The sequence below is a fragment of the Burkholderia sp. HI2761 genome (assembly GCF_002223355.1).
GTDB lineage: Bacteria > Pseudomonadota > Gammaproteobacteria > Burkholderiales > Burkholderiaceae > Burkholderia.
This window is the reverse complement of the sequence record NZ_NKFN01000007.1, coordinates 26,012-52,853: the sequence shown is the minus strand read 5'-3', so window position 1 is coordinate 52,853 and position 26,842 is coordinate 26,012. Positions and strand designations below refer to the sequence as shown.

Annotated in this window: 22 protein-coding genes; 11 read left to right on the top strand and 11 right to left on the bottom strand. The window is 68.0% G+C overall.

Going from position 1 to position 26,842, the window contains the following annotated elements; all coding sequences use genetic code 11:
- Complete coding sequence (gene opcM, locus CFB46_RS17755) at positions 1-1,536, top strand: multidrug efflux transporter outer membrane subunit OpcM (RefSeq protein WP_089502231.1); 1,536 nt, start codon at positions 1-3, stop codon at positions 1,534-1,536.
- 263 nt (positions 1,537-1,799) lie between these two features.
- Here the strand turns inward: opcM and CFB46_RS17750 are convergent, their stop codons facing one another.
- On the bottom strand, positions 1,800-3,293 hold the full coding sequence (locus CFB46_RS17750; RefSeq protein ID WP_089500682.1) for a M81 family metallopeptidase: 1,494 nt from the start codon (positions 3,291-3,293) through the stop codon (positions 1,800-1,802).
- 73 nt (positions 3,294-3,366) lie between these two features.
- On the bottom strand, positions 3,367-4,671 hold the full coding sequence (locus CFB46_RS17745; RefSeq protein ID WP_089500681.1) for an MFS transporter: 1,305 nt from the start codon (positions 4,669-4,671) through the stop codon (positions 3,367-3,369).
- 176 nt (positions 4,672-4,847) lie between these two features.
- Between CFB46_RS17745 and CFB46_RS17740 the strand changes: the two genes are divergently transcribed.
- The gene (locus CFB46_RS17740; protein WP_027781538.1) at positions 4,848-5,816 is read left to right on the top strand and encodes a LysR family transcriptional regulator; all 969 of its coding nucleotides are present in this window, start codon (positions 4,848-4,850) and stop codon (positions 5,814-5,816) included.
- Between the two features lie 25 nt (positions 5,817-5,841).
- On the opposite strand, the gene CFB46_RS17735 is transcribed toward CFB46_RS17740, so the two are convergent.
- Positions 5,842-6,732 carry a LysR family transcriptional regulator gene (locus CFB46_RS17735; RefSeq protein ID WP_089500680.1) on the bottom strand — a complete coding sequence of 297 codons (891 nt, stop codon included), beginning with the start codon at positions 6,730-6,732 and terminating at the stop codon, positions 5,842-5,844.
- A gap of 101 nt (positions 6,733-6,833) precedes the next feature.
- Between CFB46_RS17735 and CFB46_RS17730 the strand changes: the two genes are divergently transcribed.
- Complete coding sequence (locus tag CFB46_RS17730) at positions 6,834-7,274, top strand: PACE efflux transporter (RefSeq protein WP_089500679.1); 441 nt, start codon at positions 6,834-6,836, stop codon at positions 7,272-7,274.
- Positions 7,275-7,365: 91 nt separating this feature from the next.
- Here the strand turns inward: CFB46_RS17730 and CFB46_RS17725 are convergent, their stop codons facing one another.
- The 5 genes from CFB46_RS17725 to CFB46_RS17705 all read right to left on the bottom strand — a co-directional run bounded on the left by CFB46_RS17725 (position 7,366) and on the right by CFB46_RS17705 (position 13,605).
- Positions 7,366-8,217, bottom strand: a complete 852-nt coding sequence (locus CFB46_RS17725; protein WP_089500678.1) for an alpha/beta fold hydrolase — start codon at positions 8,215-8,217, stop codon at positions 7,366-7,368.
- A gap of 246 nt (positions 8,218-8,463) precedes the next feature.
- Positions 8,464-8,793, bottom strand: a complete 330-nt coding sequence (locus CFB46_RS17720; RefSeq protein WP_089500677.1) for a DUF3579 domain-containing protein — start codon at positions 8,791-8,793, stop codon at positions 8,464-8,466.
- A gap of 22 nt (positions 8,794-8,815) precedes the next feature.
- The gene (locus CFB46_RS17715; RefSeq protein WP_089500676.1) at positions 8,816-10,177 is read right to left on the bottom strand and encodes a sigma-54-dependent transcriptional regulator; all 1,362 of its coding nucleotides are present in this window, start codon (positions 10,175-10,177) and stop codon (positions 8,816-8,818) included.
- Entirely contained in the window at positions 10,167-12,053 is a 1,887-nt protein-coding gene (locus CFB46_RS17710; protein WP_089500675.1) for a sensor histidine kinase, read from the bottom strand. The genes CFB46_RS17715 and CFB46_RS17710 overlap by 11 nt, the downstream gene beginning before the upstream one ends.
- 187 nt (positions 12,054-12,240) lie before the next feature.
- The gene (locus CFB46_RS17705) at positions 12,241-13,605 is read right to left on the bottom strand and encodes a 2-hydroxycarboxylate transporter family protein (RefSeq protein WP_027781526.1); all 1,365 of its coding nucleotides are present in this window, start codon (positions 13,603-13,605) and stop codon (positions 12,241-12,243) included.
- A 423-nt stretch (positions 13,606-14,028) separates the two neighbouring features.
- On the opposite strand from CFB46_RS17705, the gene CFB46_RS17700 reads away from it, so the two are divergent.
- The 6 genes from CFB46_RS17700 to CFB46_RS17675 are packed head-to-tail and all read left to right on the top strand — an operon-like array spanning position 14,029 to position 20,258.
- Positions 14,029-14,880 (top strand): MetQ/NlpA family ABC transporter substrate-binding protein, encoded by an 852-nt coding sequence (locus CFB46_RS17700; RefSeq protein ID WP_089500674.1) that lies wholly within the window; start codon positions 14,029-14,031, stop codon positions 14,878-14,880.
- 11 nt (positions 14,881-14,891) lie between these two features.
- Positions 14,892-16,304, top strand: coding sequence for an LLM class flavin-dependent oxidoreductase (locus CFB46_RS17695; protein WP_089502230.1), 1,413 nt, complete (start codon positions 14,892-14,894; stop codon positions 16,302-16,304).
- 18 nt (positions 16,305-16,322) lie between these two features.
- On the top strand, positions 16,323-17,501 hold the full coding sequence (locus CFB46_RS17690) for a methionine ABC transporter ATP-binding protein (RefSeq protein WP_089500673.1): 1,179 nt from the start codon (positions 16,323-16,325) through the stop codon (positions 17,499-17,501).
- The gene (locus CFB46_RS17685) at positions 17,494-18,150 is read left to right on the top strand and encodes a methionine ABC transporter permease (RefSeq protein WP_027781522.1); all 657 of its coding nucleotides are present in this window, start codon (positions 17,494-17,496) and stop codon (positions 18,148-18,150) included. The genes CFB46_RS17690 and CFB46_RS17685 overlap by 8 nt, the downstream gene beginning before the upstream one ends.
- Positions 18,151-18,204: 54 nt before the next feature.
- Complete coding sequence (locus CFB46_RS17680; RefSeq protein WP_089500672.1) at positions 18,205-19,047, top strand: hypothetical protein; 843 nt, start codon at positions 18,205-18,207, stop codon at positions 19,045-19,047.
- The gene (locus CFB46_RS17675; RefSeq protein ID WP_089500671.1) at positions 19,044-20,258 is read left to right on the top strand and encodes an acyl-CoA dehydrogenase family protein; all 1,215 of its coding nucleotides are present in this window, start codon (positions 19,044-19,046) and stop codon (positions 20,256-20,258) included. The genes CFB46_RS17680 and CFB46_RS17675 overlap by 4 nt, the downstream gene beginning before the upstream one ends.
- A 124-nt stretch (positions 20,259-20,382) precedes the next feature.
- Here CFB46_RS17675 and CFB46_RS17670 read toward each other — a convergent pair whose 3' ends face one another.
- A complete protein-coding gene (locus CFB46_RS17670; protein ID WP_089500670.1) occupies positions 20,383-22,110 on the bottom strand; it encodes a YadA family autotransporter adhesin in 1,728 nt (575 codons plus the stop codon).
- 416 nt (positions 22,111-22,526) lie between these two features.
- Positions 22,527-23,375: a helix-turn-helix domain-containing protein gene (locus tag CFB46_RS17665; protein WP_089500669.1), complete on the bottom strand. Its 849-nt coding sequence runs from the start codon at positions 23,373-23,375 to the stop codon at positions 22,527-22,529.
- A 192-nt stretch (positions 23,376-23,567) separates the two neighbouring features.
- On the opposite strand from CFB46_RS17665, the gene CFB46_RS17660 reads away from it, so the two are divergent.
- The gene (locus tag CFB46_RS17660; protein ID WP_089500668.1) at positions 23,568-24,521 is read left to right on the top strand and encodes a DUF2167 domain-containing protein; all 954 of its coding nucleotides are present in this window, start codon (positions 23,568-23,570) and stop codon (positions 24,519-24,521) included.
- Positions 24,518-25,243, top strand: a complete 726-nt coding sequence (locus tag CFB46_RS17655; RefSeq protein WP_027781516.1) for a site-2 protease family protein — start codon at positions 24,518-24,520, stop codon at positions 25,241-25,243. The genes CFB46_RS17660 and CFB46_RS17655 overlap by 4 nt, the downstream gene beginning before the upstream one ends.
- A 65-nt stretch (positions 25,244-25,308) precedes the next feature.
- On the opposite strand, the gene CFB46_RS17650 is transcribed toward CFB46_RS17655, so the two are convergent.
- Positions 25,309-26,703 (bottom strand): MFS transporter, encoded by a 1,395-nt coding sequence (locus tag CFB46_RS17650; RefSeq protein ID WP_089500667.1) that lies wholly within the window; start codon positions 26,701-26,703, stop codon positions 25,309-25,311.
- Positions 26,704-26,842 lie beyond the last annotated feature (139 nt).

The following is a 26,842-nucleotide window of genomic DNA, read 5'->3' as shown; positions in this document are numbered from 1 at the left end:
ATGAATAACTTGCACAACACGAACGGCCTGATGCGCTTCGCGAAGGTGGCGGCCGCGAGCACCCTGCTCGCGACGCTGCTCGCCGCGTGCGCGGTCGGCCCCGATTACAAGCGTCCGGATGCGGCGGCGCCCGCCGCGTTCAAGGAAGCGCCGACCCTCGCCGCCGGCGAGCAGGCCGGCACGTGGAAGACGGCCGAGCCGTCGGACGGCGAACATCGCGGCGAATGGTGGAAGGTGTTCGGCGACCCGGTGCTCGATTCGCTCGAGACGCAGGCGCTCGCCGCGAACCAGAACCTGAAGGCCGCGGCCGCGCGGGTCGAGGAAGCGCGTGCGGCGACCCGTTCGGCGCGCTCGCAATGGTTCCCGCAGGTTGGCGCCGGGTTCGGGCCGACGCGCGAGGGGCTGTCGTCGGCGTCGCAGCTCCAGCCGCAGGGCACGGGCCCGACCAACGCGACGTTATGGCGCGCCCAGGGCACGGTGTCGTACGAAGCTGACCTGTTCGGTCGAGTCGGCCGCAACGTCGAGGCGTCGCGCGCCGACCAGGCGCAGAGCGAAGCGCTGTTCCGCTCGGTGCAGCTCGCGCTGCAGGCCGACGTCGCGCAGAACTACTTCGAACTGCGGCAGCTCGATTCGGACCAGGATCTGTACCGCCGCACCGTCGAACTGCGCGACCAGGCATTGAAGCTCGTGCAGCGCCGCTTCAACGAAGGCGATATCAGCGAGCTCGACGTGTCGCGCGCGAAGAACGAGCTGGCCAGCGCGCAGGCCGATGCGGTCGGCGTCGCGCGCCGGCGCGCGGCGTCCGAGCATGCGCTCGCGATCCTGCTTGGCAAGGCGCCCGCGGATTTCGCGTTCAAGGAAACGCCGATCGTGCCGGTCGCGGTGAAGATTCCGCCGGGCCTGCCGTCCGCGCTGCTGGAGCGCCGCCCGGACGTGTCGGCGGCCGAGCGCGCGATGGCGGCCGCGAACGCGCGGATCGGGCTCGCGAAGTCGGCGTACTTCCCGAAGCTCGATATCACCGGGTCGTTCGGCTATGAGGCGTCGACACTCGGCAACCTGTTCCTGTGGTCGAGCCGCACGTTCCTGCTCGGGCCGTTCGCCGGCACCGCGCTGACGCTGCCGCTGTTCGACGGCGGGCGTCGTGCGGCCGGCGTGCAGCAGGCGCGCGCGCAGTACGACGAACAGGTCGCGAACTACCGGCAGCAGGTGCTCGTCGCGTTCCGCGAGGTCGAGGACAATCTCGCCGACCTGCGCCTGCTCGACGACCAGATCCGCGCGCAGGATGCGGCCGTCAACGCGTCGCGCCGTGCGGCGACGCTGTCGCGGACGCAGTACCAGGAAGGCGAGGTCGCGTATCTCGACGTGATCGACAGCGAGCGGTCGGTGCTGCAGTCGCAATTGCAGTCGAATCAGTTGACGGGTGCGCAGGCGGTGTCGACCGTCAACCTCATCCGCGCGCTGGGTGGCGGGTGGGGCGCGGCGCCGACGGCGGTCGGCGATGCGGCGACTGCCAAGCAGGAAGTGGCGACGCGGTGAGTGCGAACGGCCTGCGACTCGTCGCTCGCCGGCCGAGAAGCGAAACCCCCCGGCATGCAGGCTCAGGTCTGCATGCCGGGGGTTTTTTATTGACTGCGTTTGGCAACTAACGGTCAGTTCCGCCCCGCACCTTCCGACGGTGCGGCGGCGTCCCGCCACGCGCACCGTCGATGGATGACGACGATCAGCCTGCAGGCAGGACGGCAACGCGTGACACCGTAGCCGCATCCGAGCGAAACCGGTCGCGCCACCGCACCACCGCATCACGCGCCGCCAAACGCGCGTCCCATCGGCCTCATTCGCATCCCGCGCGCGAGCCGGGTCCACGGCAGGTCGGCCGGATCGGCCTGCATCGGTCCCGGCGCCTTGGCGACCAGCACCGCATGCGCGATGTCCTGGAAATCGGCGCGGAAGTGCACCGAGCTCTTGTTGACGAGGATCTTCATCGCTTCCGGCTCGACGCCACCCACCCGATACAGATTGCGGTCGAGCATCTGCGCCTTGCCGGTGCTCACGACGATCCGCACGCCGTCGATCCGCAGGCAGGCGACCGGCCCGACATCGGCCTGCATGCCGTTCATCATCGGGCCGTCGTAGCGGCAGATTCCGTCGGACAGCGCGACGACCTCGAAGCACGTGCGAAGCGGCTCGTCGCCGGGCACGCCCGAACCGCCGAGCGACAGGTCGACGCGCGCGCCGACCCCTGCGCGCCACGCCGCGGCCACCGCCGCCGGGTCCCACAGCAGGCCGAGCGCTGCGTCCTGCGCGCCATGACGCAGCAGCGCGCGAAGCAGGCCCGTCGTATTCGAATCGCCGCCCGCGCCCGGGTTGTCCTGCGTGTCGGCGATCACGACTGGTTTGCTTGCGTCCGCTGCGAGCAGCATTGCCTCGCGCACGGCGTCGTCCGGCGACAGGAACGGCACCTGCCACTGCGCCTCGTCGGCCAGCATCGTGTCGTACAGCGTCTGTACGGCGGCCTCTACCGCGTCGGCGTCGCCATAGCCCCAGATGACCGGCCCGCATTCCGGGAAATCCGCGGCCGGGAAACCCGGTGCGAACGACAGCGACACCACGCCGCCGGCTTCGAGCGCCGCGAGGCGCGCGTACATCGCGCGAGCGGGATCGAGCAGCGTGCACATCCCGTTGATCGGGATCAGGAACGGCAGCCGCCGCGCCGCGCGATGCAGCGGGTCGCGGCCAGCGAGCAGGCGTTCGAGCAGTGCGGCCGCGCGTTCGCCGGTTTCCGCCATGTCGACGTGCGGATACGTGCGAAAGGCAAGCAGCGCGTCGGCGCGGTTCAGCATCAGGTCGGTCACGTTCGCGTGCAGGTCGAGCGACGCGACCACCGGCACGTTCGGACCGACCGCGGCGCGGACGCGCTCGAGCAAGGTGCCTTCGCCGTCGTCCGTATGCTCGGCGACCATCGCGCCGTGCAGGTCGAGATACACAGCGTCGCATTCGCCACGTCGTGCCGCATCGACGATCTCGCCGGCGATGCGTTCGAAGGCGTCCTCGGTGACGTGCGCCGACGGGCTCGCGCCGGCCCAGATCACCGGCAGCAAGCGCCAGCCGCGCCGCTCGGCCGCGTTGATGAAGCCGCCGGCCGGAATGTTGACGTCGCGCAGGGCGAGCACGTCGGCGCCGCGCACCAGCGCGGGAAACCCTTCGCCGCGTTCGAAGTTGGCATAGGTGGCCTTGGTGGGGGCGAAGGTGTTGGTTTCATGCTGGAAACCGGCAACGAGAATGCGTCGGGTCATGAGACTGAGTCCTTTAGAGCAGGCAGCTGTGCGTGGTCCATGGGGCGATACGGTGCCGTCGCGGCGCGACCGGTCACCGTGCCGCGGCGGGCAGGCGGTTCATGATCAGCGCCACGGCGCCCGCGACCATCAGCACGACGATCACGAGCAACCCCGCCTGCATGCTGCCGGTTGCGGTGCGGATTTCGCCGATCAGCGTCGGGCTGAGGAAGCCGCCAAGCAGGCCGATCGTGTTGATGAGCGCGATGCCGCCGGCGGCCGCGTTGCCTGTCAGGTATTGCGACGGGATGGCCCAGAACACCGTGTAGGCGGCCCACAACAGCGCCGTGGCGATCGTCATGCAGGCGAGCGATACCGCGAGATTGCCGCCGGCCCATGTCGCGGCGGCCAGCGCCGCGGCGCCGACGAGCGCCGACACCGCGCTGTGCAAGCGGCGCTCGCCGCGACGATCCGAGCGCCGGCCGATCACGAGCATCGCGCAGGCGGCGCCGATATACGGAATCATCGAATAGAAGCCGATCTGCATCGTGTCGGTCACGCCGTTGGCCTTGAGAATCGACGGCAGCCAGAAGCTGACCGCATAGATTCCGCAGATCATCGTGAAGTACGCGAAGGCCAGCAGGTAGACGCGTGGGTCGCGCGCCGCCTGCCCGAACGCGTGGTGGCCGGCCGAAGGCGTCTGCAGTTCGGTGGCGAGCAGGCTTTTCTCGCGATCGCTCAGCCACGCCGCATCGTCCGGGCGATCGGCCAGTATCTTCAGCACCAGCAGGCCGAGCACGGCACACGGCAAACCTTCCGCGACGAACATCCATTGCCAGCCGGCCAGCCCGTGTGCGCCATCGAGGGCGGTCATCAGCCAGGTCGACAGCGGCGAGCCGACGATGCCGCCGATCGGCCCGGCCAGCATCACGACGGCCATCACGCCAGCCATGCGGCGCGGGCCGTACCAGTAGGTCAGGTAGAAGATCATGCCAGGCGCGAAGCCGGCCTCGAACACGCCGAGCAGAAAGCGCAGCACGTAGAACGACGTGGAGTCGTGCACGAACATCATGGCGGCGGACGTCAGCCCCCACAGCACCATGATCCGGCTGATCGTCTTGCGCGCGCCGATCCGCGGCAGTATCAGGTTGCTCGGAATCTCGAACAGCACGTAGCCGAGGAAGAAAATGCCCGCGCCGAGGCCATACGCCGCGTCGGACAAGCCAAGCGCGCTTTGCATGTGAAGTTTCGCGAAGCCGATGTTGACGCGATCCAGATACGCGAACGTGTAGCAGAGCAACAGCAGCGGCAGCAGGCGCCAGTTCAGTTTGCGGTACAGCGCCTGCACCGGCGCGCTGTCGTGCGTGGCCGAACGGCGGGAGGATGGGACGGCGGACATGTCTCTCTCCAGTGGCGTAAGCGTCTTGTGGGATGGGTTCCGATTGCCGCATCGTCGGAGAGCCGAAAAAGCAGAGCAAGAGCAACTTAAGTGATCTAATGTTGCTCAATGGGCAACGACCTGGCGAACCGCTCAGGCGAACCGCCCGGGCGACCATCAGGCAGACGGGACACTCCATGCGCGAACTCAACCAGCGCCGCTTGCGCTACTTCCACGAGGTGCTGACGCACGGCTCCATCCGCGGCGCGGCCGACAGCATCAATACCGCGCCGTCCGTGATCACGCGGCAGATTCGCCTGCTCGAGGAGGAGATCGGCGTCGAGCTGTTCGAGCGGCAGGCGCGCGGCGTGCGGCCGACCGAGGCGGCCGCGCATCTGCTCGAGTACTGGCGCGGGTGCCGCTCGCAGCAGGAATTGTTCGAGGAGCGCCTGCAGGCGTTGCGGCGGCTGCAATCCGGCCAGGTGCGCATCGTCACCAGCGAGGGTTATGTCGACGTGCTGATGGACGAGGTGCTGACCGATTTCTGCATGCGCTATCCGAAGCTCGACGTGATCGTCGACGTCCTGCCGGTCAACAACGTGCTGCAGGAAGTGGCGGAAAGCCGCGCGCACATCGGGCTCGCGTACAACCCGCCGGCCCATCCGGAGATCGCGTATCTCGCCACGTCGTCACAGCCGGTGGTGGCGCTCGTTCATGCCGGCCATCCGCTCGCGGTGCGTGGCGGCGCGGTGCGCGCACACGAACTCGGCGAGTATCCGCTCGCACTGATGCCGCCGGCGTTCGGCCTCGGTCAGGTCGCGCAGATGCTCGCCTATACGGAGAATCTGCCGATCCGTCCGACGCTGACGACCAACTCCCTCGCGGTGTTGCGCCATTTCGTGAAGCGCCACGACGGGATTACGTTGATTGGCGCATTCGCCGCGTATCGCGAACTCGAGAGCGGCGAACTCGTTGCGCTGCCGATTGCGCATCCGTTGTTCGATTCCGCGAAAGCGCGCCTGCTCGTGAAGGTGGGGAGGCCGCTCGGCGTCGCGGCCGATACGTTGCTGAACTGCCTGCTGCACGACATGACGATGTTCGCGGGGGCGGCGACGCGCCGGGGCCCGACCGGGAAACGGCCGCGCGCGGCGAAGCGCGCACGTTGACGGGGGCTGTCGTCAGCGGCGGCGCTCAGGTGTCGGCGCGTTCGGCGCGCAGCGCCCGCACCAGGTCGCTCGCCGCCTTGCCGAGCCCCGTATGTTTCGGCCGCCGCAAATACACCGGCAGCGGCAACCCGTTGCGGATGTTCGCGAACACGAGCGGTGCGAGTTCGCCGTCGGCAACGTGTCGGCCGATCACGGATTCAGGCAGGTTCGCCCAGCCATGGCCCGCCTTCACGAGCGCGATTGCGGTCCCCATGTCGGTCACCTTCCACGTGCGATTGCCGATCAAGGGCCGGACGTCGGTCAACGGTCGCTCCGGATCGGCGATCACGATCTGCCGAAATCCCGACAATCGTTCGATCGCCTCCGGATGCGCGGCGTCGGCAATTGCCGGATGGTCGGGCGCGGCGACCGCGATCAGCGTCTCGGTCCACAGCGCGTGAATCTGTTCCTGCGGATGAAGATCGAGGCCGCCGTATGCGACGCACAGATCGACGGCGCCGCGATGCAGTGCGTCGACGATCGCATCCTGCGGCGCCGTGACGAGGTTGACCGCGAGCGCCGGATATTTCGCCGCGACGGCCGTCAGCGCGCGCGCGACGGGTGTGCCGTCGATTTCGGCCGCGAGCCCGAGCCGCAGTGTGTCCTCGACACCTTCGGACAGATGCTGCGCATGCGCACGCAGCGCATGCAGCCGTTCGGAGATCGAGCGCGCGTCGGGCAGCAGCGCGGCCATCGCGGCGGTCGGTGTCGGCTCGCGCGTGCCGCGGTCGAACAGCACGAGGTCGAGCTCGGCCTCGAGGTTAGAGATCGCCATGCTGACCGCCGACGGCGTGCGGCCGAGCGCGCGCGCGGCGGCCGAGAACGAGCCTTTGTCGATGACGGTCAGCAGCATGTCGATGTGATCGCTGGTCAGCATGGTCAGCCGCCTCCTGTCAGAAAAATTGAAAGGACCTGACTTTGGCGGACGAAGTGCCCGCTGTAGTCTCGCCACCTGGTTCGAAACGAAGGGGGGCGGTCATGCAAGGATGGAAAAGACGCATAGTCTACGTCGTGATGTTCGAGGTGCTCGGCATCCTCGTCGCATCGTCGGTGCTCGGGATGCTGAGCGGCGCGAGCGCGACGGCGAGCGGCCTGCTCGGCGTGATGATTTCGACGACGGGCGTCATCGTCAATTTCCTGTACAACCTCGGGTTCGAGGCGTGGGAGCGGCGGCGCGCGGCCACCACGCGCACTGTCGGGAGGCGTGTCGTGCATGCGATCGGATTCCAGGTCGCGCTCGTGACGTTCCTGATTCCGCTGATCGCATGGTGGCTCGACGTGTCGCTGCTGCAGGCACTCCTGTACGACGCGGTGCTGATCGTGTTCTTCCCGATCTTCACGTTCGCGTACAACTGGGCGTTCGACAGTGTGTTCGGGTTGCCGGATGCGGTGACACGCAAGGCGGCGCCGGCGGCATGACGCAGAGGGATGCGAAACGATCCGATGCGGGCAAGCCGCGTCGTTTCGCTTCGATCAGGGAAGGCGGGCGGCGCGCATGCCGCCCGCGACGTTACGCGGCGACGAACTCGTGCACGTAACGGTTGAATACCGCCGGGCTCGCCGCATTCATCCCGTGCGACGCACCGGCGACGGTCTGCCGTTGCGCATCGCCGATCCACTGCGACAGCGTATCGACGTTGCTTCGGAACATCTTCGGGCTGCGCTGGCCGTCGATCAGCAGCGTGCGGCATGCGATATCGCCGGCCGCGAGTTGCGAATACGCGGGCAGCGGGTCGCGCAGTTGCTTCGGCAGCGTGCTCGCGTTGTCGATCGCCATCGTGCGAAAGCGCGACGTGCTCTTCTTCCATGCGCCGGGCAGGCTCACGGAATCGACGAACATCTCCAGGCCGGCTTCGACTTCGCCTCGATCGATCAGATTCACGGCCTTCGTGCGCAGTGCGAGTGCGGCGGCCGGCAGCGCGGCTTCGCGTACGCCCGGCTGCTGCAGCGGGCCGCCCGGATCGGCGAGCGTAAGCGATTCGACGAGGTGCGGATGCTGGCGCGCGACGTTGAACGCGACGCTGCCGCCGCGCGAATGGCCGACCAGATGCACGGGGCCGAGATCGAGTGCGTCGATGAATTCGGCGAGCTCGTCGACGTGGTTCTGCCAGCTGAACTCGTCCTGGATGCCCGCTTCGACGGCCGGCCAGTAGTGGCTCAGGCTCGGCGCGATGCAGCGGTAATGAGCCGACAGCGCCGCAAGCTGCGGATCCCAGTAGCGGTAGTCGCACAGCGAACCGTGCACGAACACCATCGGCGCGCCGCTGCCCCGCTCGACATACGGCAGGCTGATGCCCGACGAAAGCGTCGCAAATTGCAGGTCGGGGTTCGCGAGCACGGACGGCTCGATTCGCATGTTCATGACTGAAAGGCTCAAAGGTGCGTCAACACGACGCAACTATGCATCACGGCGACCTGCAAGGAAAACGCATAATTTTCATCGTGACGATCAATTTTATTGATGGCTACGCCGCAAACCCCTGTCGGAGCGTAGGCGTGCGCCGAAGCCTTCAATAATCTGACGATCGGTTTCGTCGCCGAAAGGGCTTGCGGCGGCCTGCGCGCACGCGCATTCGCACCGGAAAAAGGAAGCAGGCGGGCCCGCGCGTCAGCGCACCGTCAACGCGGGCGCGGTCTGAAGCTCGACAGGCAGATCGTTGTCCGCCGCGAACTGCATCGCGAAGTCGAACGCGTCCGCGCACACGCCGCGCAATTCGTCGGACACGAACAGGCATTTGACGCCGCCGTCGACGACCGGCATCGCGAGCCGCGACAGCGCGCACGGATAGCCGGGCCGTCGCTCGCCGACGAACAGCGTGATGACGCCCGCGAGGCGTTCGGGCCAGTCGCTGGGGCGGAAGGTTTTCTGCGCGCGTGTGACGCCGCGGATCAGGTGGCCGGCGATGCGGCCTTGTTCAGTCACTTCGATGCGATCCATGCAGTGCGTGTCCTTGTCCGCGTCATTCGCCGCCGTCGGCCGCCGCGTCGCCGCGCGCGGGAATCCGCAGGTTGCGCAGCTTGTGATAGAGCGTTTTCTTCGGCATGCCGAGCGCCTCGCTCGCGTCCGCGACGTTGCCGTTGTGACGCCGCAGCATGTCCTCGATCAGCATCCGCTCGAAATACGCGAGCTGTTCCGCGAGCGTGCTGCCGGCCGTCGGCGCGCCGCCTGACGACAGCAGGCTGTCGCCGGTCAGCCCGAGCACGAAGCGGTCGGCCACGTTCTGCAGCTCGCGCACGTTGCCGGGCCACGCGTGCGTCATCAGTTCGGACACCTGCGCGGCGGTCACGACCGGCGCCGGCTGCCCGAAGCGCCGCGCGGCCGCGAGCACGAAATGCTCGAACAGCAGCGGCACGTCCTCGCGCCGCTCGCGCAGCGGCGGCAGCTCGATCTGCGCGACGTTGAGGCGATACAGCAGGTCCGCACGAAAGCGCCCGTCGGCCGCGAGTTCGGCGAGATCGGCCTTCGACGCGGCCACCACGCGGCAATCGACCTGAATCAGGTCGTTCGCGCCGAGCCGCTCGATCACGCGCTCCTGCAGCACGCGCAGCATCTTGATCTGCAGCGCAATCGGCATCGTCTCGATCTCGTCGAGGAACAGCGTGCCGCCATTCGCCCATTCGATCTTGCCGATGCGTTTCTTGATCGCGCCGGTGAACGCGCCGGCCTCGTGGCCGAACAGTTCGCTTTCGAAAATCTGCTCGGGCAGGCCGCCGCAGTTCAGCGCGACGAAATGCGCATCGCGCCGGCCGCCGAAGTCGTGCAGGCTGCGCGCGATCAGCTCCTTGCCGGTACCCGTTTCGCCCGTGATCAGCACCGACACCGACGTATCGGCGAGGCGCAGGATCTTCTTGCGCACGTCGGCCATCGCGGGCGACTTGCCGAGCACGAACGCCTCGATGCCCTGCCAGTTGTTCAGCGCCGCACGCAGCCCCTGCACTTCGAGCGTGAGCCGGCGCTTCTCGACCGCGCGTGCGACGCGGCCGGCGATCAGGTCCGACGAGAACGGCTTCTCGATGAAGTCGTACGCGCCGACCTGCATCGCGCCGACGGCCGTCGAGATGTCCGCGTGGCCGCTGATCAGCACGACCGGGATCTGCGCATCGACGGCCATCACGCGGTCGAGCAACTGCAGCCCGTCGATGCCCGGCATCCGCACGTCCGACACGATCACCACCGGCGCGCCGGGCGCGACGTGGGCGAGCGCGTCGGCGGCCGACGCGAACGCGTCGACCGGGAATCCGGCGAGCGCGACGGCCTGCTCGACGCCGATCCGGACGTTTTCATCGTCCTCGACGACCAGCACCCGAATCTCATCTTCCATGCTCTGTCCTTTGTTGCGGCGTCGCCGCCGCGAATTCGATGGTGAATCGCGCGCCCCCTTCGTCGCGGTTCGCCGCGGCGATCTTCGCGCCGAACGCCTCGACGATGCGCGACGTGATCGCGAGGCCGAGCCCGAGGCCCTGGCCGCGCGGCTTGGTCGTGACGAACGGCTCGAACAGGTGCGGCAGCACGTCGGGCGCGATGCCGGCGCCGCTGTCGGCCACCGTGAAGCGCACGCGGCCGGCGTCGTCCGCATCGTCCGCCTCGATGACGATGCGGCGCACCGGCGCGTCGTGCACCGCGTCGAGCGCGTTGCCGAGCAGGTTCACGATCACCTGCTGCAACTGGCTCGATTCGGCCGATACCATCGTGCCGGGCGCGATGTTCACGTCGAGCCGCACGCCTTCGTCGCGAATGCGTGCATCGTAGATGAGCCGCGCATGCGCGACGGCCTCGTTCAGCGACACCGCGACGCGCTCGACGTCGGGCTTGCGCGCGAAGGTCTTCAACTCGCCGGTGAGCACGGCCATGCCGTCGACCAGCTTGCCGACTCGTTCGAGGTTCGCGAGCGCCGGCGCCGGCTGGCCGCGTTCGAAGAACGTGCGCGCGTTGTCGCACAGCGTGCGGATCGCGACGAGCGGCTGGTTCAGCTCGTGCGTGAGGCCGGCGGCCATCTGCCCGAGCACCGCGAGCTTGCCCGCGTGCACGACTTCCTGCTGCGACGCGCGCAGGCGCTGCTCGGTGCGTTCGCGCTCGACGATCTCGCGCTGCATCCGCTCGTTCGCGGTCGTCAGCGCGGCCGTGCGCTGCGCGACCGTCAGTTCGAGCCGGTCGTTCGCGCGGCGCAGCGCGTCCTGCGCGCTCAGCCGCGCGATGATCGCCCGGCGGCGCTGGATGGCATAGCCGACCAGCAGCGCGACGATCAGGAACGCGCCGGTGACGAACACGAACGCCGTCTGCTGCTGGCGCCGCGCGCCGGCGATGTCGAGCAGCACCATCAACGAATCGCCGGCCTGCGGCGCGGGGCGCGACATCACGAGATAACGCGTGGTGCGGCCGGCGTGACGCGGATCGGGGAAGGTGCCGAACCAGGCGGCCGAGCTGCGATCGCCGATGCGGCGATAGGGCAGTGCGTCGACGGTGCGGCCCGCGTACTGGCGCGACGCCTGGATGTCGCGCTGCTGCTGCGCGGTGATCGGGCGCAGCGCGGTGAATTTCCACGCGGGCTCGGTCGAGATCACGACCACGCCGTTGCTGTCGACCACCAGCGCGGCGACGCCCGGCGCGCGCCACGCCGATTCGAGCGGGTCGACGCTGATCTTCACGGCGGCCACGCCGATCGGCACGCCGTCGCTGCGCACCGCGCTCGCGAAATAGACGCCCGGCACGCCGGTGTTGGTGCCGATGCCGAAGAAGCGGCCGCTGCCGCGCGCGAGCGCGTCCTTGAAGTACGGCCGGTACGACACGTTGGTGCCGACGAAACTGATCGTCTCGTTCCAGTTGCTGGCGGCGATCACGTCGCCCTGCAGATCGATCACGTCGACCGCGCCGCTGCCCGCGTCGCGATTCACGGCTTCGAGGTAGGTGTTCACCGCATGCGCGAGCTCGGGCGCATCGTTCGGCGCGGCTTTCAGCATCGCCCGCACGCCGTCCTGCCGCGCGACCAGGCCGGGCAGGATCTCGAAGCGGCCGAGCTCGCTTTTCAGGCTCGACGCGTACAGGTCGAGCCGGTGCGCGCCGGCCTCCTCGAGCGCGTCGATCGCGCGTTCCCACGCGAAATCGACGGCCGCACCGGCCACGCCGACATACAGCACCGCGGCCGATGCCCAGCCCCACCACGGGATTCCCTTGAAGCTCTTCTGCACGTTCGCCCTCATCGAAGCTCGCCACCGGTCGTCCGTCACCGGCCGTCCGCAACCGGCCGTCCGCAACCGGCCGTCCACAACCGGCCGTCCACAACCGGCCGTCCACAACCGTCCGCTCAGAACGACGCGCGCCGCGCGCCGGCAGGGCCGGCGGCGGCGCGTGCGAAGCAGCGGGCGCGACGATGCGCGCGGCCGCGCATTATCCGAAGTGCGCGACCAGGATCAGCGTCACCGTGACGACGATCGCGCCGCCGATCCGGGTGGCGATCTGCGCGAACGGCATCAGCTGCATCCGGTTCGCGGCGGTCAGGATCGCGACGTCGCCGGTGCCGCCTTGCCCGCTGTGGCAGGCGTTCACGATTGCGGTGTCGATAGGGTACATCTTCAGCAGGCGGCCGACCACGAAACCGGTGCCCATCAGCGTCGCGACGGTCGACACGATCGTGATCACGTTGACGATCGTGAACGCGGCGGTCAGCTTGTCCCACGGCGTCATCGCGACGCCGATCGCGAACAGCAGCGGATACGTGACGGCGGTCGAGAAGAACTTGTAGACGACGAACGCGCCTTCCTGCAGCGGCGGCGACACCGCGCGCGCGAGCTTCACCAGCACCGCGAGGAACAGCATCGCGACCGGCGCGGGCAGACCGAACAGCTTGTGCGCCATCAGGCCGACGAGGTACAGCGTGATCGCCGTGATGCCGGCGCCCGCGATGTGCGTGACGTCGACGTGGCCGCGGATCTCCTCGTTTTCCGGCGTCATGTCGCCGCTTTCGCCGACTTGCAGGCGACCGTTGCCGGTCAGGTGCGGCAGGCGCTTGCCGAGCATGTCGAGCGCGCCCGACAGGATGATCGCGGTCAGGCTGCCGAGCATCACCGACGGCAGCACCATCGCGAACATCTCGCCTTGCGGCAGGTGCATCAGTTCCGAATAGCCGATCGACAGCGGAATCGCGCCTTCGCCGACGCCGCCCGCCATGATCGGCACGACGATGTACAGCAGCGTGTGACGCGCGCCGAGGCCGAGCGCGGTGCCGACCGCCGTGCCGACGATCGCGGCCGCGATCGAACCGACGGCGAGCGGGACGAAGATCTTCACGAAGCCCTGGATCAGCACGCGCCGGTCCATGCTCAAAATGCTGCCGACGATGATCGACGCGATGAACAGGTACAGGAAGTTGGTCGACTTGGTGAATTCGGTCGTCAGGTTCAGCACCGGCTTCGGCAGCACGTGGTAGTACGTGAGCGCCGACGGCACGAAGGTCGCGAAGATCGCGGCCGCGCCGATGTTGCGCAGCAGCGGCAGGCGCTTGCCGAGTTCCGCGCACGTGAAGCCGAAGAACGCGAGCACCGCGATCGCCATCGAGATTTCGCCGGGCACCTTGCCGGTCACCACGAAGCCGACGATCAGCGCGAGCAGGATGAAATAGACGGGCAGCGGAATGATGCCGATGCGGATTTCCATCAGCTTCCACCAGCCTTCCGGCCAGAAGCGTTCGCGCGTGGCGGGACCGGCTTCGGCAATCGGCGCGGGATGAGACGGGGTTTGGATAGAGGTCTGCAAGACGTGTCTCCTGATGTTTGGAATGCCTGCATTCGCTTCGCGGCATCGTGTGCCGTCTATTACGCAACCTCCGTGCCAGTATTCCGGCCTGCCGGAATATTTTTAATGCATTGATTCACAAGGGATTTGATTCGTCTGCGGAAAGGGTTTTCCCCGCCGGCTGGCCGAGATTTCGGAATCGGCGCGGCGGGCAGGCCGAGATTTCGGCCTGGCTGCGGCCCGGGCGGCCGGCCGCGCCCGGCGCCCGCCATATCGCCGCGCGCGATTTTCTTCGCACAATCGCTTCGTAGACCACCCTCCCGCCGCTCTCTATCATCGGCTGATCCTTTTCCGATGCGATGACGACTGTCCGGAGAACGCCCGCGCATTCGCCGCGGCATCGCTCATCCGTCGATACCGTCCCTGGACAGGAGAGTGGTTTCCATGCTGCATCCCGTTTTTTCCGCCCGCTTTTCCGTCGGCCGCCTGGCCCGGCCGGCCCGCCTGCTGACGGCCGCCTTGCTCGCGACGTTGTTCGGCCTCGTGCTGTCGAACGGCGCGCGCGCCGACACCGCGCCGCTGAAGGTCGGCATCTCGACCAGCCCGCAGATCGAGGCGCTGAAGATCGCCGCGAAGGAGGCGAAGGCGCAGGGCCTCGACGTGAAGATCGTCGAATTCACCGACTGGAATACGCCGAACGCGGCGCTCGCGAACAAGGACATCGACGTCAACTACTTCCAGCACATCCCGTTTCTCGAGAACGCGAAGAAGCAGGGCGGCTACAACTTCATCTCGATCGCGCCCGGCACGATCATGAAGATCGGCCTCTATTCGAAGAAGGTGAAAAGCTTCGCCGAACTGAAGGACGGCGCGCGCGTGGCGATCGCGAACGATCCGGTCAACGGCGGGCGCGGGCTGTTGCTGTTGCAGCGCGCGGGGCTCATCACGCTGAAGCCGGGCACCGACTACCGTGCGACGACGCACGACATCGTCGCCAATCCGAAGCACCTGAAGATCATCCCGCTCGAAGCGTCGCAGCTCGCGCGTTCGCTCGACGACGTCGACCTCGCGCAGGGCTACCCGAGTTTCATCAAGCTCGCCGGCACGACCGACCCGAACAGCGCGCTGCTGTTCGACGGCACCGAGAATAAGAACTTCGCGATCCAGTGGGTCGTGCGGCCCGAGAGCGCGAACGATCCGCGCATCCGCAAGTTCATCGCGATCTACCAGCACTCGCCGGCCGTGCGCCGGGCACTCGACAACGCGTTCGGCTCGCTGTACGCGATCGCGTGGTGACGGAGGCGAACATGACGACGGCGAACCGCAAGAAGATCCTGCTCAACGCGTTCAACATGAACTGCGTCGGGCACATCAACCACGGGCTGTGGACGCATCCGCGCGACCGCTCCGCGCACTACACCGATCTCGACTACTGGGCCGATCTCGCGAGGACGCTCGAACGCGGCAAATTCGACGGCATCTTTCTCGCGGACATCGTCGGCGTGTACGACGTGTTCGGCGGCGGGCCCGACGCCGCGCTGCGCGAATCGGTGCAGGTGCCCGTCAACGATCCGCTGCTGCTCGTGCCGGCGATGGCGCAGGTCACGCGGCATCTGGGCTTCGGCGTGACCGCGAACCTGACCTACGAGCCGCCGTACCTGTTCGCGCGCCGCATGTCGACGCTCGATCATCTGACGAAAGGGCGGGTGGGCTGGAACATCGTCACCGGCTACCTCGACAGCGCCGCGCGCGGGATGGGCCTCGCGCAGCAGATCGGCCACGACGACCGCTACGAGCGCGCCGACGATTACATGGACGTCGTCTACAAGCTGTGGGAACAGAGCTGGGACGACGACGCGGTGATCCGCGACGCACAGGCGCGTGTGTTCGCGCAGCCGGGCAAGGTGCGGCGCGTGAAGCACGACGGGCCGTTCTATTCGATCGATGCGATTCATCTGAGCGAACCGTCGCCGCAGCGCACGCCGGTGCTGTATCAGGCCGGGTCGTCCGCGCGCGGCGTCGAGTTCGCGGGCCGCCACGCGGAATGCGTGTTCGTGAACGGGCAGAGCAAGGCCGCGGCGCGCGCGGCGGTGCTCGACATCCGCGCGGCCGCCGCGCGGCAGGGGCGCGACCCGGCGTCGATCAGGATTTTCGCCGGGGTGAGCGTCGTGACCGCCGAGACCGAGCGGCTCGCGCGCGAGAAATTCGACGAGTACCGGCGCTACGCGAGCCCGGAGGCCGGACTCGCGCACTTCGCGAGTTCGACCGGCATCGACTTCGCGAAATACGGTCTCGACGAGCCGATTTCCTACGTGAAGACCGATTCGATCCAGTCGGCGGTCGACGCGATCTCGCGCAAGAGCACGACCGGCACGTGGACGGTGCGCCGGATGCTCGAGCAGATGTCGCTCGGCGGCCGTTATGCGCCGATCGTCGGTTCGCCGTCGCAGGTCGCGGACGAGCTGCAGTCGTGGATCGACGAGACGGGCATCGACGGCTTCAACCTGACGCGCACCGTGATGCCGGAATCGTTCGAGGATTTCGTCGATTGGGTCGTGCCCGAGCTGCAGAACCGCGGCGTCTACAAGGAAGACTACGATCCCGCGCCGACGCTGCGCGAGAAGCTGTTCGGCGCGGGCCCGCGCCTGCCCGCCTGGCATACCGGCGCGCAGCACCGGCCGACGGTCGTGTCCGAACCCGCGCACCCCGCGCATGCCTGAACGTGACGGAGCGAAGCGATGACGCAATTGTTCGATACGCTGGGTTTCATCGAGGCGTCGGCCGCGCGTGCCGGCGCCGGTGCGACGGCGCATGACGAAACGGCCGCGCCGGCCGATGGCGTGGCCGTATCGCTGGAGCAGGTCGGCAAGGTGTTCGCGACACCGCGCGGCCATGCCGCCGCGCTGCGCGACGTCACGCTCGACGTGCGGCGCGGCGAGGTGTTCGGAATCATCGGCCGCAGCGGAGCCGGCAAGTCGACGCTGCTGCGGCTCGTGAACGGCCTCGAACGGCCGAGCTCGGGCCGCGTGCGCGTGCAGGGCGTCGACGTCGGCGCGCTCGACGAGGACGGCCTCGTCGCGTTGCGGCGCCGCACCGGCATGGTGTTCCAGCATTTCAACCTGCTGTCCGCGAAGACGGTGTTCGAGAACGTCGCGCTGCCGCTGAAGATCGCCGGCGTGCCGAAGGCCGAACGCGTGCGCAAGGTCGAGGCGCTGCTCGATCTCGTCGGGCTCGCCGCGAAGCGCGATGCGTATCCGGCGAGCCTGTCGGGCGGGCAGAAGCAGCGTGTCGGCATTGCGCGGGCGCTCGTGCACGATCCCGAGGTGCTGCTGTGCGACGAGGCGACGTCGGCGCTCGATCCGGAAACCACGCAATCGATCCTCGCGCTGCTCGCGGACATCAACCGCCGCCTCGGGCTGACGATCGTGCTGATCACGCACGAGATGGAAGTGATCCGCGCGGTGTGCGACACCGTTGCGGTCATCGAACAGGGCGAGGTCGTCGAAACGGGGCCGGTGTGGCGCGTGTTCGGCGATCCGCGCCACGGTGCGACGCGTGCGCTGCTGAGCACGCTTCAGCACGACCTGCCGGCCGAGCTGGCCGCGCGCGTGAGGCCGCTGCCCGAACCCGCCGCGCTGCCCGACGGCGCGCGGATCGTGCTCGACGTCCGCTATACGGGCGAGAGCGGCGGCGAGCCGGACGTCGGCGCGCTCGCGGCGGCGCTCGGCGGCTCCGTGCGGTTCCTGCACGGCGGCATCGAAAGCATCCAGGGGCATGCGCAGGGGCGGCTCGTGATCGCCGCGACGCCGCGTGCGGATGACGCCGGCCCGTCGGCGGCGCGCGGCGATGCGGTCGCCGCGCTGCTCGAACGCGCGCGCCGCCATGCGAATCACGCGGAGGTGCTCGGTTATGTTTGAGCTCTGGTGGCCCGAACTGCTCGACGCGATCCGCGACACGCTGTCGATGGTCGCCGCGTCGGCCGCGATCGCCGCGCTGATCGGCATCCCGCTCGCCGTGATTCTCGTGACCACCGCGCCCGGCGGCATCTACGCGCGGCGCGGCGTGAACGCGGTGCTCGGCGCGCTCGTCAACGTGTTCCGCTCGACGCCGTTCATCATCCTGCTGGTCGCACTGCTGCCGTTCACGCGCGTGCTGATCGGCACGACGATCGGTGTCTGGGCGGCCGTCGTGCCGCTGTCGATCGCCGCGATCCCGTTCTTCGCGCGGATCGCCGAAGTGAGCCTGCGCGAAGTCGATCGCGGGCTGATCGAGGCCGCGCTCGCGATGGGCGCGAAGCGCCGCCACATCGTGTGGCACGTGCTGCTGCCCGAAGCGCTGCCCGGCATGCTCGGCGGTTTCACGATCACCGTCGTCGCGCTGATCGGCTCGACCGCGATGGCGGGCGCCGTCGGCGCGGGCGGGCTCGGCGATCTCGCGATCCGCTACGGTTACCAGCGTTTCGACACCACCGTCATGGCGACCGTGATCGTGATCCTGATCGCGCTCGTCTCGGCCGTGCAAATCACGGGCGACCGCCTGGTCCGACGCGTGACCCGGCGTACCTGAGCGACGCCACGAGCGTCCGCTCGCTTCATCAATGATCCTGAGAGACCGACAGATATGACCTTGCCCCTCGGCGCGCCGCGCGAATGGAACGGACAATTCGAGGAAGCGCTGTTTCTCGACGTGGCGCGACGCCATCGTCCCGGCTTCCCTGACAAACTCGCCACGCCGCCGCGCGAGCCGGCCAACGCGGACGAACTGGCCGCCGTCGCCGACTACTACACGAAGATGGCGTCGCACGACCTGTTCATCGTGCAGGTCGTCGCGAAGGCGATCGACACGCTGTTCCGCGACGATTCGCATTTCCAGCTGATCTTGTCGCGCCAGCTCGGCGACGACGGCGCGCATGCGGTGATCGGCCGCGAGCGCGTGACCGAACTGACGGGGCACGATCCGCTGGCGGAAGTCGACCGGCTCGTCGCCGCGCACTGGGCGCGCATCGGCGACATCGCGGTGCGCGACGTCGCGGGCTTTCTCGCGTTCGAATGGCATTACGAGCTGCACATCCTCGCGAAGCTGTGGATTCAGCGCAAGACCGGCCGCATCGGCGACGGTGCGATGCGCGAGCACGGCGAGAACCGGATTCGCCCGGACGAGGAATGGCATCGCGTGCAGATCGTCCAGTGGTGGTTCGACACGTTGCAGGCGCTGCCGGCCGCTGAGCGCGAGGCGCTGATCGATCGCGTGATCGCGGCCGACGAGGAAACCCAGGCGCGGCTCGACGGCTACCTGCACGACGAGTACGCGCACACCGCGCTGGTGTTCGGCGCGGATATCGCGGAATATCGTGCGATCTACGACGACTGGCGGCGCGAGATCCTGTCGCGGCTGACCGGCCGCCGGCTCGGCGCGCTCGTACCGCTGTCGGGCGAAACCGTTGAACAGGAAGCTGTCGCATGAACGATCCGCGCGGCCCGGCGACCCTCGCGCCGGATACCGACGATGCGCCGGTACTCGGCCCGGGCGCATTGACACCCGTCATCGATGCATTGCGAGCGAGCGCCGCCGCGCGCGACCGCGCGGGCGGTCATGCGGCGCAGGAGAAGCAGTGGCTCGCCGATGCGGGCCTGCTGACGCTCGCGGTGCCGCGCGCGTTCGGCGGCCAGGAGGCGGCGTGGCCCGCGATCTACGACGCGATCCGGCAGGTCGCGCGGGTCGACAGCGCGCTCGCGCATCTCGTCGGGTTCCAGTGCCTGCAGGTGGTGAGCGTCGACGTGTGGGGCAGCGCCGCGCAGCGCGAGCGCTATCTGCGCGGCACGGTCGACGAGCGCTGGTGGTGGGGCAACGCGGTCAATCCGCTCGACACGCGGCTCGTGGCCACGGCGACGCCCGACGGCGGCTACCGGCTCGACGGCGTGAAGGGCTTCTGTTCCGGCACGCGCGGCTCGCAGCGGATGACGGTGTCCGCGCACGATCCGGAAATCGGCCGCACCGTGTTCGGCGTGGTGCCGACCGATCGGGTGGGGATCACGGTCAACGAGGATTGGGACCCGATCGGCCAGCGCCAGACCGACAGCGGCAGCGTGCGCTTCGACGGCGTGGTGCTCGCGGCGGACGAGGTGCTGCATCGTTCCGAAACTCCACCGACGCCGCGCGCGACGCTGCGCACGCTCGTGTCGCAGCTCGTGCTGACGAACCTGTTCGTCGGCCTGGCGGAAGGCGCGCTGGCCGAGGCGCGCGACTACGTGCGTCAGCATGGCCGCCCGTGGGTTCACTCGAACGTCGAGCGGGCCGAAGACGATCCGTACACGCTTCAGCGCTTCGGCGACATGCGCGTGCGTGCGATTGCCGCGGCGGCGCTGGCAGATCGCGCGGCCGGCGCGTTGCAGCACGCGTGGGCGCGGCAGGATGCGCTGACGGCGGACGAACGCGCCGAAGTCGCGCTCGCGGTATCGGAAGCGAAGATCGTCGCGCAGCGCGCGGCGCTCGACAACGGCGAGGCGCTGTTCGATGCGTGCGGCGCGCGCGCGACGGCCGCGTCGCTCGGCCTCGACCGCTTCTGGCGGAATGCGCGCACGCATACGCTGCACGATCCGCTCGACTACCGGCTGCGCGACGTGGGCCGGTTCGCGCTCACCGCGGAATTGCCGCCGGCGTCGCTCTATACGTAAGCGAAATGAATCGCCAGCGTAACCGGCATGCCGCGTGTCACGACCGCGTCATCGGCGCGGTGACGCCGATGACCAGCATGGCAGTGTCAAGACGGTCTCTTGACACTGCACGGTCAGAGGCCGATTACCAGCGGTAGCCTACGCCCGCACCCGCACCGAACGAGCCGTGGCCCGAAACAGCCGTCGTCACCGAGCCCTTGACCAGCCATTTCGCCGTCGCGACGGAAAGGCCGACCGCCATTGCGCTTTGACCGCCGTACGTGCCGCCGCCGAGCGCGACCACCTTTTCACCCGGCAGCACGGCTTGCGGCAGGTTCGCCATCGCGATCGCGCTTGCCGTGCCCGCATTCGCGTCCTTGCGATATTTCGACATTTCCTCGCGGACGGAATTGATTGCGCCGTTCAACTGGCGCACGTTCACGCCGTCCGTCGGTGCCGTGCCGTCGGCCATGTTGGTCAACTGACGCTCGGCGCCCGGCGCGCCGATCGAAACCGTGTTGTCGCGATCCGCCACCGAGTTGGCGCCCAATGCCACCGAATTGTTGGCGCTCGCGCGGCTATTCGTGCCGATCGCGGTCGAGTCCGTGCCCGACACGTTCGAGCCGGTGCCGATCGCCGTTCCGTTTGTCCCGGTGACTTTCGAATTCGTGCCGATGGCCGTTCCGTTCGTTGCGGTGACAGTGGCGGTGACGCCGACCGCCGTACCGTTGTCTCCCGAGACGTTGGAGCCGTTGCCTACTGCGGTGCCGTTCGGCACGCTGACCAGCGTATTTTTGCCGATTGCGGTGTCGGTATCGTCCGTCACCGTGCCGCTCGGGACGCTCGACGAAATTTTGCCGACGGTCGTCGTGAGCGTTGCCAGATCCGCCGTCAACGTGGAAACCTGATTTGCGACCGAGAAGAGCTGCGAGCCGTTGACGGCGTCCGTGCTGGTCGCGCTGATGGCGCCGGCTGCGACGTTCACGATCTGACGCTCGGCGCCCGCGCTGCCGACGCTGACCACGCCCACCGGCGTACCCGCGAAACCGCCGTAGCTGACGCCGTTGAGCGTCACGCTGTTTACGGTCGTGAAAGCACGCGTGGCAGCGTTCGAACCCAGGGCCACGGAATTCGCATTGGCCGCGTTCGCGCCTTCGCCGATGGCGACCGAATTCACCGCCGACGCGGTTGCGCGCGCAATCGCGACGCTGCCGGTAGCGGATGCCACGCTGTCGATGCCGAGCGCGACCGCGTCGCCCGCACCTGCGTTCGCCTGGAAGCCGAGTGCCGTACCGCCGGCCGCAATGCTGCCCTTACCCACGGCCGTGGAAAATGTCGTGGTGGCGCTGGCGCTTTGCCCGACCGCCGTCGACTGGTCGACGGCGAACGCGCCCTGGCCGAAGGCGGATGCCGTCCCGCCGTTCGCGATGGCGCCGTTGCCGACTGCCGTCGCCTGGGTTCCGACCGCGCTTGACGCCGCGCCCACCGCCGTTGCCTGATCGCCGGTTGCCACGGCATTTCCGCCGACGGCCGTCGCGAGCGTACCGGTCGCGGCCGCCATGCGGCCGATCGCGACGGTTTCGCTATAGGCCCCGGTCGACGAGCCCGAGTTCGCGACTGCCGCGGTGCCGATCGCCACGTTGTCGCAGCCGGTTGCATTGGCAGGATACGTGCCGCTTCCCGAGATGGCGATGTTGCCGACACAGCCGCCCGACGTGTCGGTCGACGTCCCGTTCTGCACATAATCGGCGCGCGCGGGTGCGGAAGCCGCGAATGCGACAACCGCTGCGCTCACGGCGATGGCCAACGCCGCTTTCGACTTCGCCGGCGCGTGCAGTGCCGGATTCCCCAACCCTCGATGCATCTTGTTCATGTTTTTCCTAGGCTCGATATAAAAATTGTGTTGTGGCTTGCTCGTCGTTCTCACGATTTCCCGATCGCGGTGCATTCGCGATTTTTTTTACCGAAGTCGTTGTTCGAGTACGATCAAATTGAAAAGATGTACTAAACAAATTTGACATTCGGCGGAGTGCGTCCAGGGGGGAAATGGCACAGGTGCCGCTACATTTGACTTATCCGGAACGCCGACGCGTCCCGGATCTGCAGCACGGAGATGCGACGACGCATTTTGATCGGACTTGCCGGCGCCCAGGTTTGCCATGGCGCCCGATCTCTATGCTGGGGGGAAAATTCGTCGTCTTGATGGTTGCGCCGACCGCCGGCACACCGGCGTCGGCGCGCAAGGCGGTGTTCGAGCGGCGGCTTCCGTCGATCGCCGCTGCCCGCTTGCTACTCCGCCGGCAACGCGTCCGCCAGCGCCCGCATCGCATCCACCGTTTCCGGATTCGCCGGAAAGAACGCCTCGATCGCGAGTTCCGACAGCGTCACGTCGACCGGCGTGCCGAACACCGTCGTCGTACTGAAGAACGTCAGCTCGCCGCGCGCCGTGCGTAGCCGCAGCGGCACGGCGATATCCGCGAAATCGGTGCGCGCATGCGTGTCGTCGGGCTGACCGGCCGGCGCCGGATACGCGGCGAGTTCGTCGCGCAGCGCATGCAGCGTGCGGTCGCCGCTCGCATCGATCTGCCGCTGCAGCCGATGCAGGATGTGCGCGCGCCATTCGTGCCAGTTGACGATCTGCGACGCGAGACCGTCCGGATGCAGGCTCAGGCGCAGCACGTTGACGGGAGGCTGCAGCAGCGCCGGATTGGCCTGCGCGACCAGTGCGCCGAGCATCCGGTTCGCCGTGAGCAGCGTCCAGTGGCGGTCCACCGCGAGCGCCGGGTACGGCTCGTGGCCGCGCAGCACGGCTTCGACCGCATGGCGCGCGGCATCCAGTTGCGGATCCGAAAACGGCCGTTCGCGGAACAGCGGCGCGAAGCCGGCCGCGACGAGCAGCGCATTGCGCTCGCGCAGCGGCACGTCGAGGCGTTCGGCGAGATGCAGCACCATCTCGCGGCTCGGCTGCGCGCGGCCCGATTCGACGAAGCTCAGGTGGCGCGCGGACACTTCCGCGTCGAGCGCGAGCGCCATCTGGCTCAGGCGCCGGCGTTGCCGCCACGTGCGCAGCAGCGGACCGACGCCGGACGCGCGGCCGGCGGGCGGGGAAGGCGAATGGAGGGTAGCGGTCGAGTTCATGGAGGATGATGATAGGCAATCCCGCGCCGCTTCGGTATTACCTGCGAGGTAAGCACCGCGCCCCCGGCGCGCACATCCGCTGCGTTACCATAGCTCCCGTGCCACCTGAGAGGCGGCGCCGGACCCGCGACGACGATGCCTGGGCCGGTCGCCGCGCACATTGACAACAAGGCATTCCAGGGGAATCCAACAATGAAAAAACTTGCCGTCCGGCTCGCCTGCGTGGCGACGCTCGCACTCGCCGCGACCAGCGGCCACGCGCAGACCGAAGCTGCGCAGGTGGAAATGAGGGCCGCCGCCGCGGCCGCCAACGAAGCGGTCGTGAAGGGACCGACCGACATCGACGTGAAACACGAAGCCGTGCTGAAGCTGAAGGCCGGCGAATCGTTCGTGCCGGCCGCCGAGGCCGGCCGCTACCTGCGTTCGATGGGCAACGCGATCGACGAATCGAAGCTGGTCGGCCTCGTGCTGCCCGACGATCCCGACGCCGACTGGATCTCGGTCGTGTCGTTCGAGCCGAGCGGCTACATCCGCGACGACGACGCGAAGGACTGGAAGCCCGACGAGCTGCTGAAAAGCCTGCAGGCCGGCACCGAGGAGAACAACCCGGCGCGCAAGGAGCGCGGCCTGCCCGAAACCGAGGTGGTCGGCTGGGCGAAGGCGCCCGCATACGATGCGGCCACGCACCGGCTCGTGTGGTCCGCGATCATCCGCGACAAGGGCACGGCGCCGAATGCCGGGAGCGACGGCGTGAACTACCGGACGCTCGTGCTCGGCCGCGACGGCTACCTGTCGCTGACGATGGCGTCGACGCTCGCCGACCTGCCGAAGTACAAGGCATCGGCCGACGCGCTGCTGTCGAACATCAGCTTCAACGACGGCAAGCGCTATGCCGACTTCAACAAGTCGACGGACCACGTCGCCGAGTACGGGCTCGCGGCGCTGATCGTCGGCGTCGGCGCGAAAAAGCTCGGCCTGCTCGCGCTGATCGGCGCGTTCGCGTTGAAGTTCTTCAAGATCGGCGCGGTCGCGCTGCTGGCCGGCGGTGCGGCGCTCAAGCGCTTCTTCGGACGCAAGCCGAAGGCGGCCGCGGTGCCGGCCGTCGCCGATACATCCGATGCGGCCGCCACGGAGCGCAAGGAATGACGAAGCTGCTGCTGCTGATCTTCGGCGGGCTGAAGCTCGGCAAGGTGCTCGTATCGGCCGGCACGATGCTCGCGTCGATCGCGGTCTATGCGCTGTTCTACGGCTGGCGCTTCGCGGCCGGTTTCGTCGCATTGCTGCTGGTGCACGAAGCCGGCCACTACCTCGCCGCGCAGCGGCGCGGGCTCGACGTCGGGCTGCCGACGTTCATCCCGTTCGTCGGCGCATGGATCCAGTTGAAGGAAATGCCGCACGACGCGGAAACGGAGGCATATGTCGGGCTCGCCGGGCCGTTCGTCGGCACGCTCGGCGCGCTGGCCTGCTATGCGGCCGCGCGTCACTACGACAGCAACCTGCTGCTCGCGCTGTCGTACACGGGTTTCTTCCTGAACCTGTTCAACATGATTCCGCTGTCGCCGTTCGACGGCGGGCGGATCACCGCGGTGCTGTCGCCGCGCATCTGGTTCGCGGGCGTGCCGGTGCTGATCGCGCTGTTCGTGTATCGGCCGAGCCCGCTGCTGATCGTGATGGCGATCCTCGCGCTGCCGCAACTGAAGCGCGCGTGGCGCTACGATCCCGACGCGCCGGAGAATCGCGTGTACTACGCGACGTCGATCGAGACGAAGACGACCTACGCACTCTGCTACGTCGGCCTGCTCGCGTTCCTCGCGCTGATGACGTCCGGCGTGCACGACATGTTGCGCGTCGTGCATGCGTCGACCTGACGTCGATTCGATGCAAAAAAACGGCGGCCACTGTTACGCGGCCGCCGCTTCCCGAAGGTCGAACCTCACGCGTCGCGATGACGCAGTTCGACGCGCTTGATGTCCTTCACGATCACGAGATAGCTGAATACGGTGATGAGCGCGTTCAATCCGACGAACACGAGCGCGCCGTTGAACGAGCCGCTCGCGCCGACGAGGTAGCCGATCACGATCGGCGCGACGATGCCCGCCGTATTGCCGAACATGTTGAACAGGCTGCCCGACAGGCCGATCGCTTCCTTCGGCGCGGTATCCGCGACGACGGCCCAGCCGAGCGAGCCGATCCCCTTGCCGAAGAACGACACGGCCATCAGCATGATCACCAGCGCTTCGCTGTCGACGTAGTTGCAGCCGATGATCGCCATCGACAGCGCCATCCCGCCGACGATCGGAATCTTGCGTGCGAGCGTCAGCGATACGCCGCGGCGGATCAGCGCGTCCGACAGCATCCCGCCGAGCACGCCGCCGAGGAATCCGCAGATTGCCGGCAGCGACGTCATGAAGCCGGCCTTCAGCAGCGACATCCCGCGCGCCTGCACGAGGTAGATCGGGAACCACGTGAGGAAGAAGTACGTCAGCACGTTCACGCAGTACTGGCCGAGATAGACGCCGAGCAGCATCCGGTTCGACAGTAGCTGGCGCACGTAGTACCAACCCGCCACGCGGCTGCCTTCGGAAGCGCCGCCGCCGCTACCGCCTGCTCCGGTCGGCCGAGCCGTCGACCGCACCAGGCCGCCGCCCTGTTCGATATGCTCGAGCTCCGCGCGGTTCACGCCCGGATGGTCGACCGGATCCTTCATCACGCGCAGCCACAGGAATGCAAGTGCGATGCCGGCGAGCCCGAGCCACAGGTACACGTGGTGCCAGCCGTACGCATGCGTGAGCCACGCCATCAGCGGCGAGAACACGACGGCCGCGAAATACTGCGCGGCGTTGAAGATCGCCGATGCCGTGCCGCGCTCGGCGGTCGGGAACCAGCTCGCGACGACCTTCGCGTTCGCCGGAAACGCGGGCGCTTCCGCAATGCCGACCGCGAAACGCATCGCGAACAGCGCGGCGACCGCGAACGCGGCGCTGCCGCCGAGGCCGATCGTGCTCTGCAGCAGCGTGAACGCCGACCACAGGAAGATGCTCGCCGCATACACGCGCCGCGCGCCGAAGCGGTCGAGCAGCCAGCCGCTCGGCAGTTGGGCGAGCACGTACGCCCAGCTGAATGCCGAGAAGATGTAGCCCATCGTCACCGGATCGATGCCGAACGCCTTGCGGATCGGTGTGCCGGTGATCGACAGCGTCGCGCGGTCCGCGTAGTTGAGCGTCGTGACGACGAACAGCATCGCCAGAATCCAGTAGCGCACGGCGGTTCGGCGCGCGGTGCGCGCGACGTCGAGCGGAAGATCGCGAGGGGAGGTCTGATTGCTCACTTTAAATGTACGTCGTCGTATGACATAAGCGAAGTTTATTAAGAATATGCGGATTCAGAAACCTCGGGTTTTCCCTTTGAAGAGCGTCGCCACAATATGGAAAAGTCCGGATTTGCTGGCCTGGAAAGGCTTGCGGGTG

Coding starts and splice junctions, on each gene's coding strand:
- CFB46_RS17700 (WP_089500674.1), top strand. CDS start 14,029: ATGCTGCATCCCGTTTTTTCCGCCCGCTTTTCCGTCGGCCGCCTGGCC.
- CFB46_RS17750 (WP_089500682.1), bottom strand. CDS start 3,293: ATGACCCGACGCATTCTCGTTGCCGGTTTCCAGCATGAAACCAACACC.
- CFB46_RS17720 (WP_089500677.1), bottom strand. CDS start 8,793: ATGGATCGCATCGAAGTGACTGAACAAGGCCGCATCGCCGGCCACCTG.
- opcM (WP_089502231.1), top strand. CDS start 1: ATGAATAACTTGCACAACACGAACGGCCTGATGCGCTTCGCGAAGGTG.
- CFB46_RS17735 (WP_089500680.1), bottom strand. CDS start 6,732: ATGCTGACCAGCGATCACATCGACATGCTGCTGACCGTCATCGACAAA.
- CFB46_RS17740 (WP_027781538.1), top strand. CDS start 4,848: ATGCGCGAACTCAACCAGCGCCGCTTGCGCTACTTCCACGAGGTGCTG.
- CFB46_RS17730 (WP_089500679.1), top strand. CDS start 6,834: ATGCAAGGATGGAAAAGACGCATAGTCTACGTCGTGATGTTCGAGGTG.
- CFB46_RS17655 (WP_027781516.1), top strand. CDS start 24,518: ATGACGAAGCTGCTGCTGCTGATCTTCGGCGGGCTGAAGCTCGGCAAG.
- CFB46_RS17690 (WP_089500673.1), top strand. CDS start 16,323: ATGACGCAATTGTTCGATACGCTGGGTTTCATCGAGGCGTCGGCCGCG.
- CFB46_RS17660 (WP_089500668.1), top strand. CDS start 23,568: ATGAAAAAACTTGCCGTCCGGCTCGCCTGCGTGGCGACGCTCGCACTC.
- CFB46_RS17680 (WP_089500672.1), top strand. CDS start 18,205: ATGACCTTGCCCCTCGGCGCGCCGCGCGAATGGAACGGACAATTCGAG.
- CFB46_RS17715 (WP_089500676.1), bottom strand. CDS start 10,177: ATGGAAGATGAGATTCGGGTGCTGGTCGTCGAGGACGATGAAAACGTC.
- CFB46_RS17745 (WP_089500681.1), bottom strand. CDS start 4,671: ATGTCCGCCGTCCCATCCTCCCGCCGTTCGGCCACGCACGACAGCGCG.
- CFB46_RS17665 (WP_089500669.1), bottom strand. CDS start 23,375: ATGAACTCGACCGCTACCCTCCATTCGCCTTCCCCGCCCGCCGGCCGC.
- CFB46_RS17685 (WP_027781522.1), top strand. CDS start 17,494: ATGTTTGAGCTCTGGTGGCCCGAACTGCTCGACGCGATCCGCGACACG.
- CFB46_RS17670 (WP_089500670.1), bottom strand. CDS start 22,110: ATGAACAAGATGCATCGAGGGTTGGGGAATCCGGCACTGCACGCGCCG.
- CFB46_RS17725 (WP_089500678.1), bottom strand. CDS start 8,217: ATGAACATGCGAATCGAGCCGTCCGTGCTCGCGAACCCCGACCTGCAA.
- CFB46_RS17675 (WP_089500671.1), top strand. CDS start 19,044: ATGAACGATCCGCGCGGCCCGGCGACCCTCGCGCCGGATACCGACGAT.
- CFB46_RS17710 (WP_089500675.1), bottom strand. CDS start 12,053: ATGAGGGCGAACGTGCAGAAGAGCTTCAAGGGAATCCCGTGGTGGGGC.
- CFB46_RS17695 (WP_089502230.1), top strand. CDS start 14,892: ATGACGACGGCGAACCGCAAGAAGATCCTGCTCAACGCGTTCAACATG.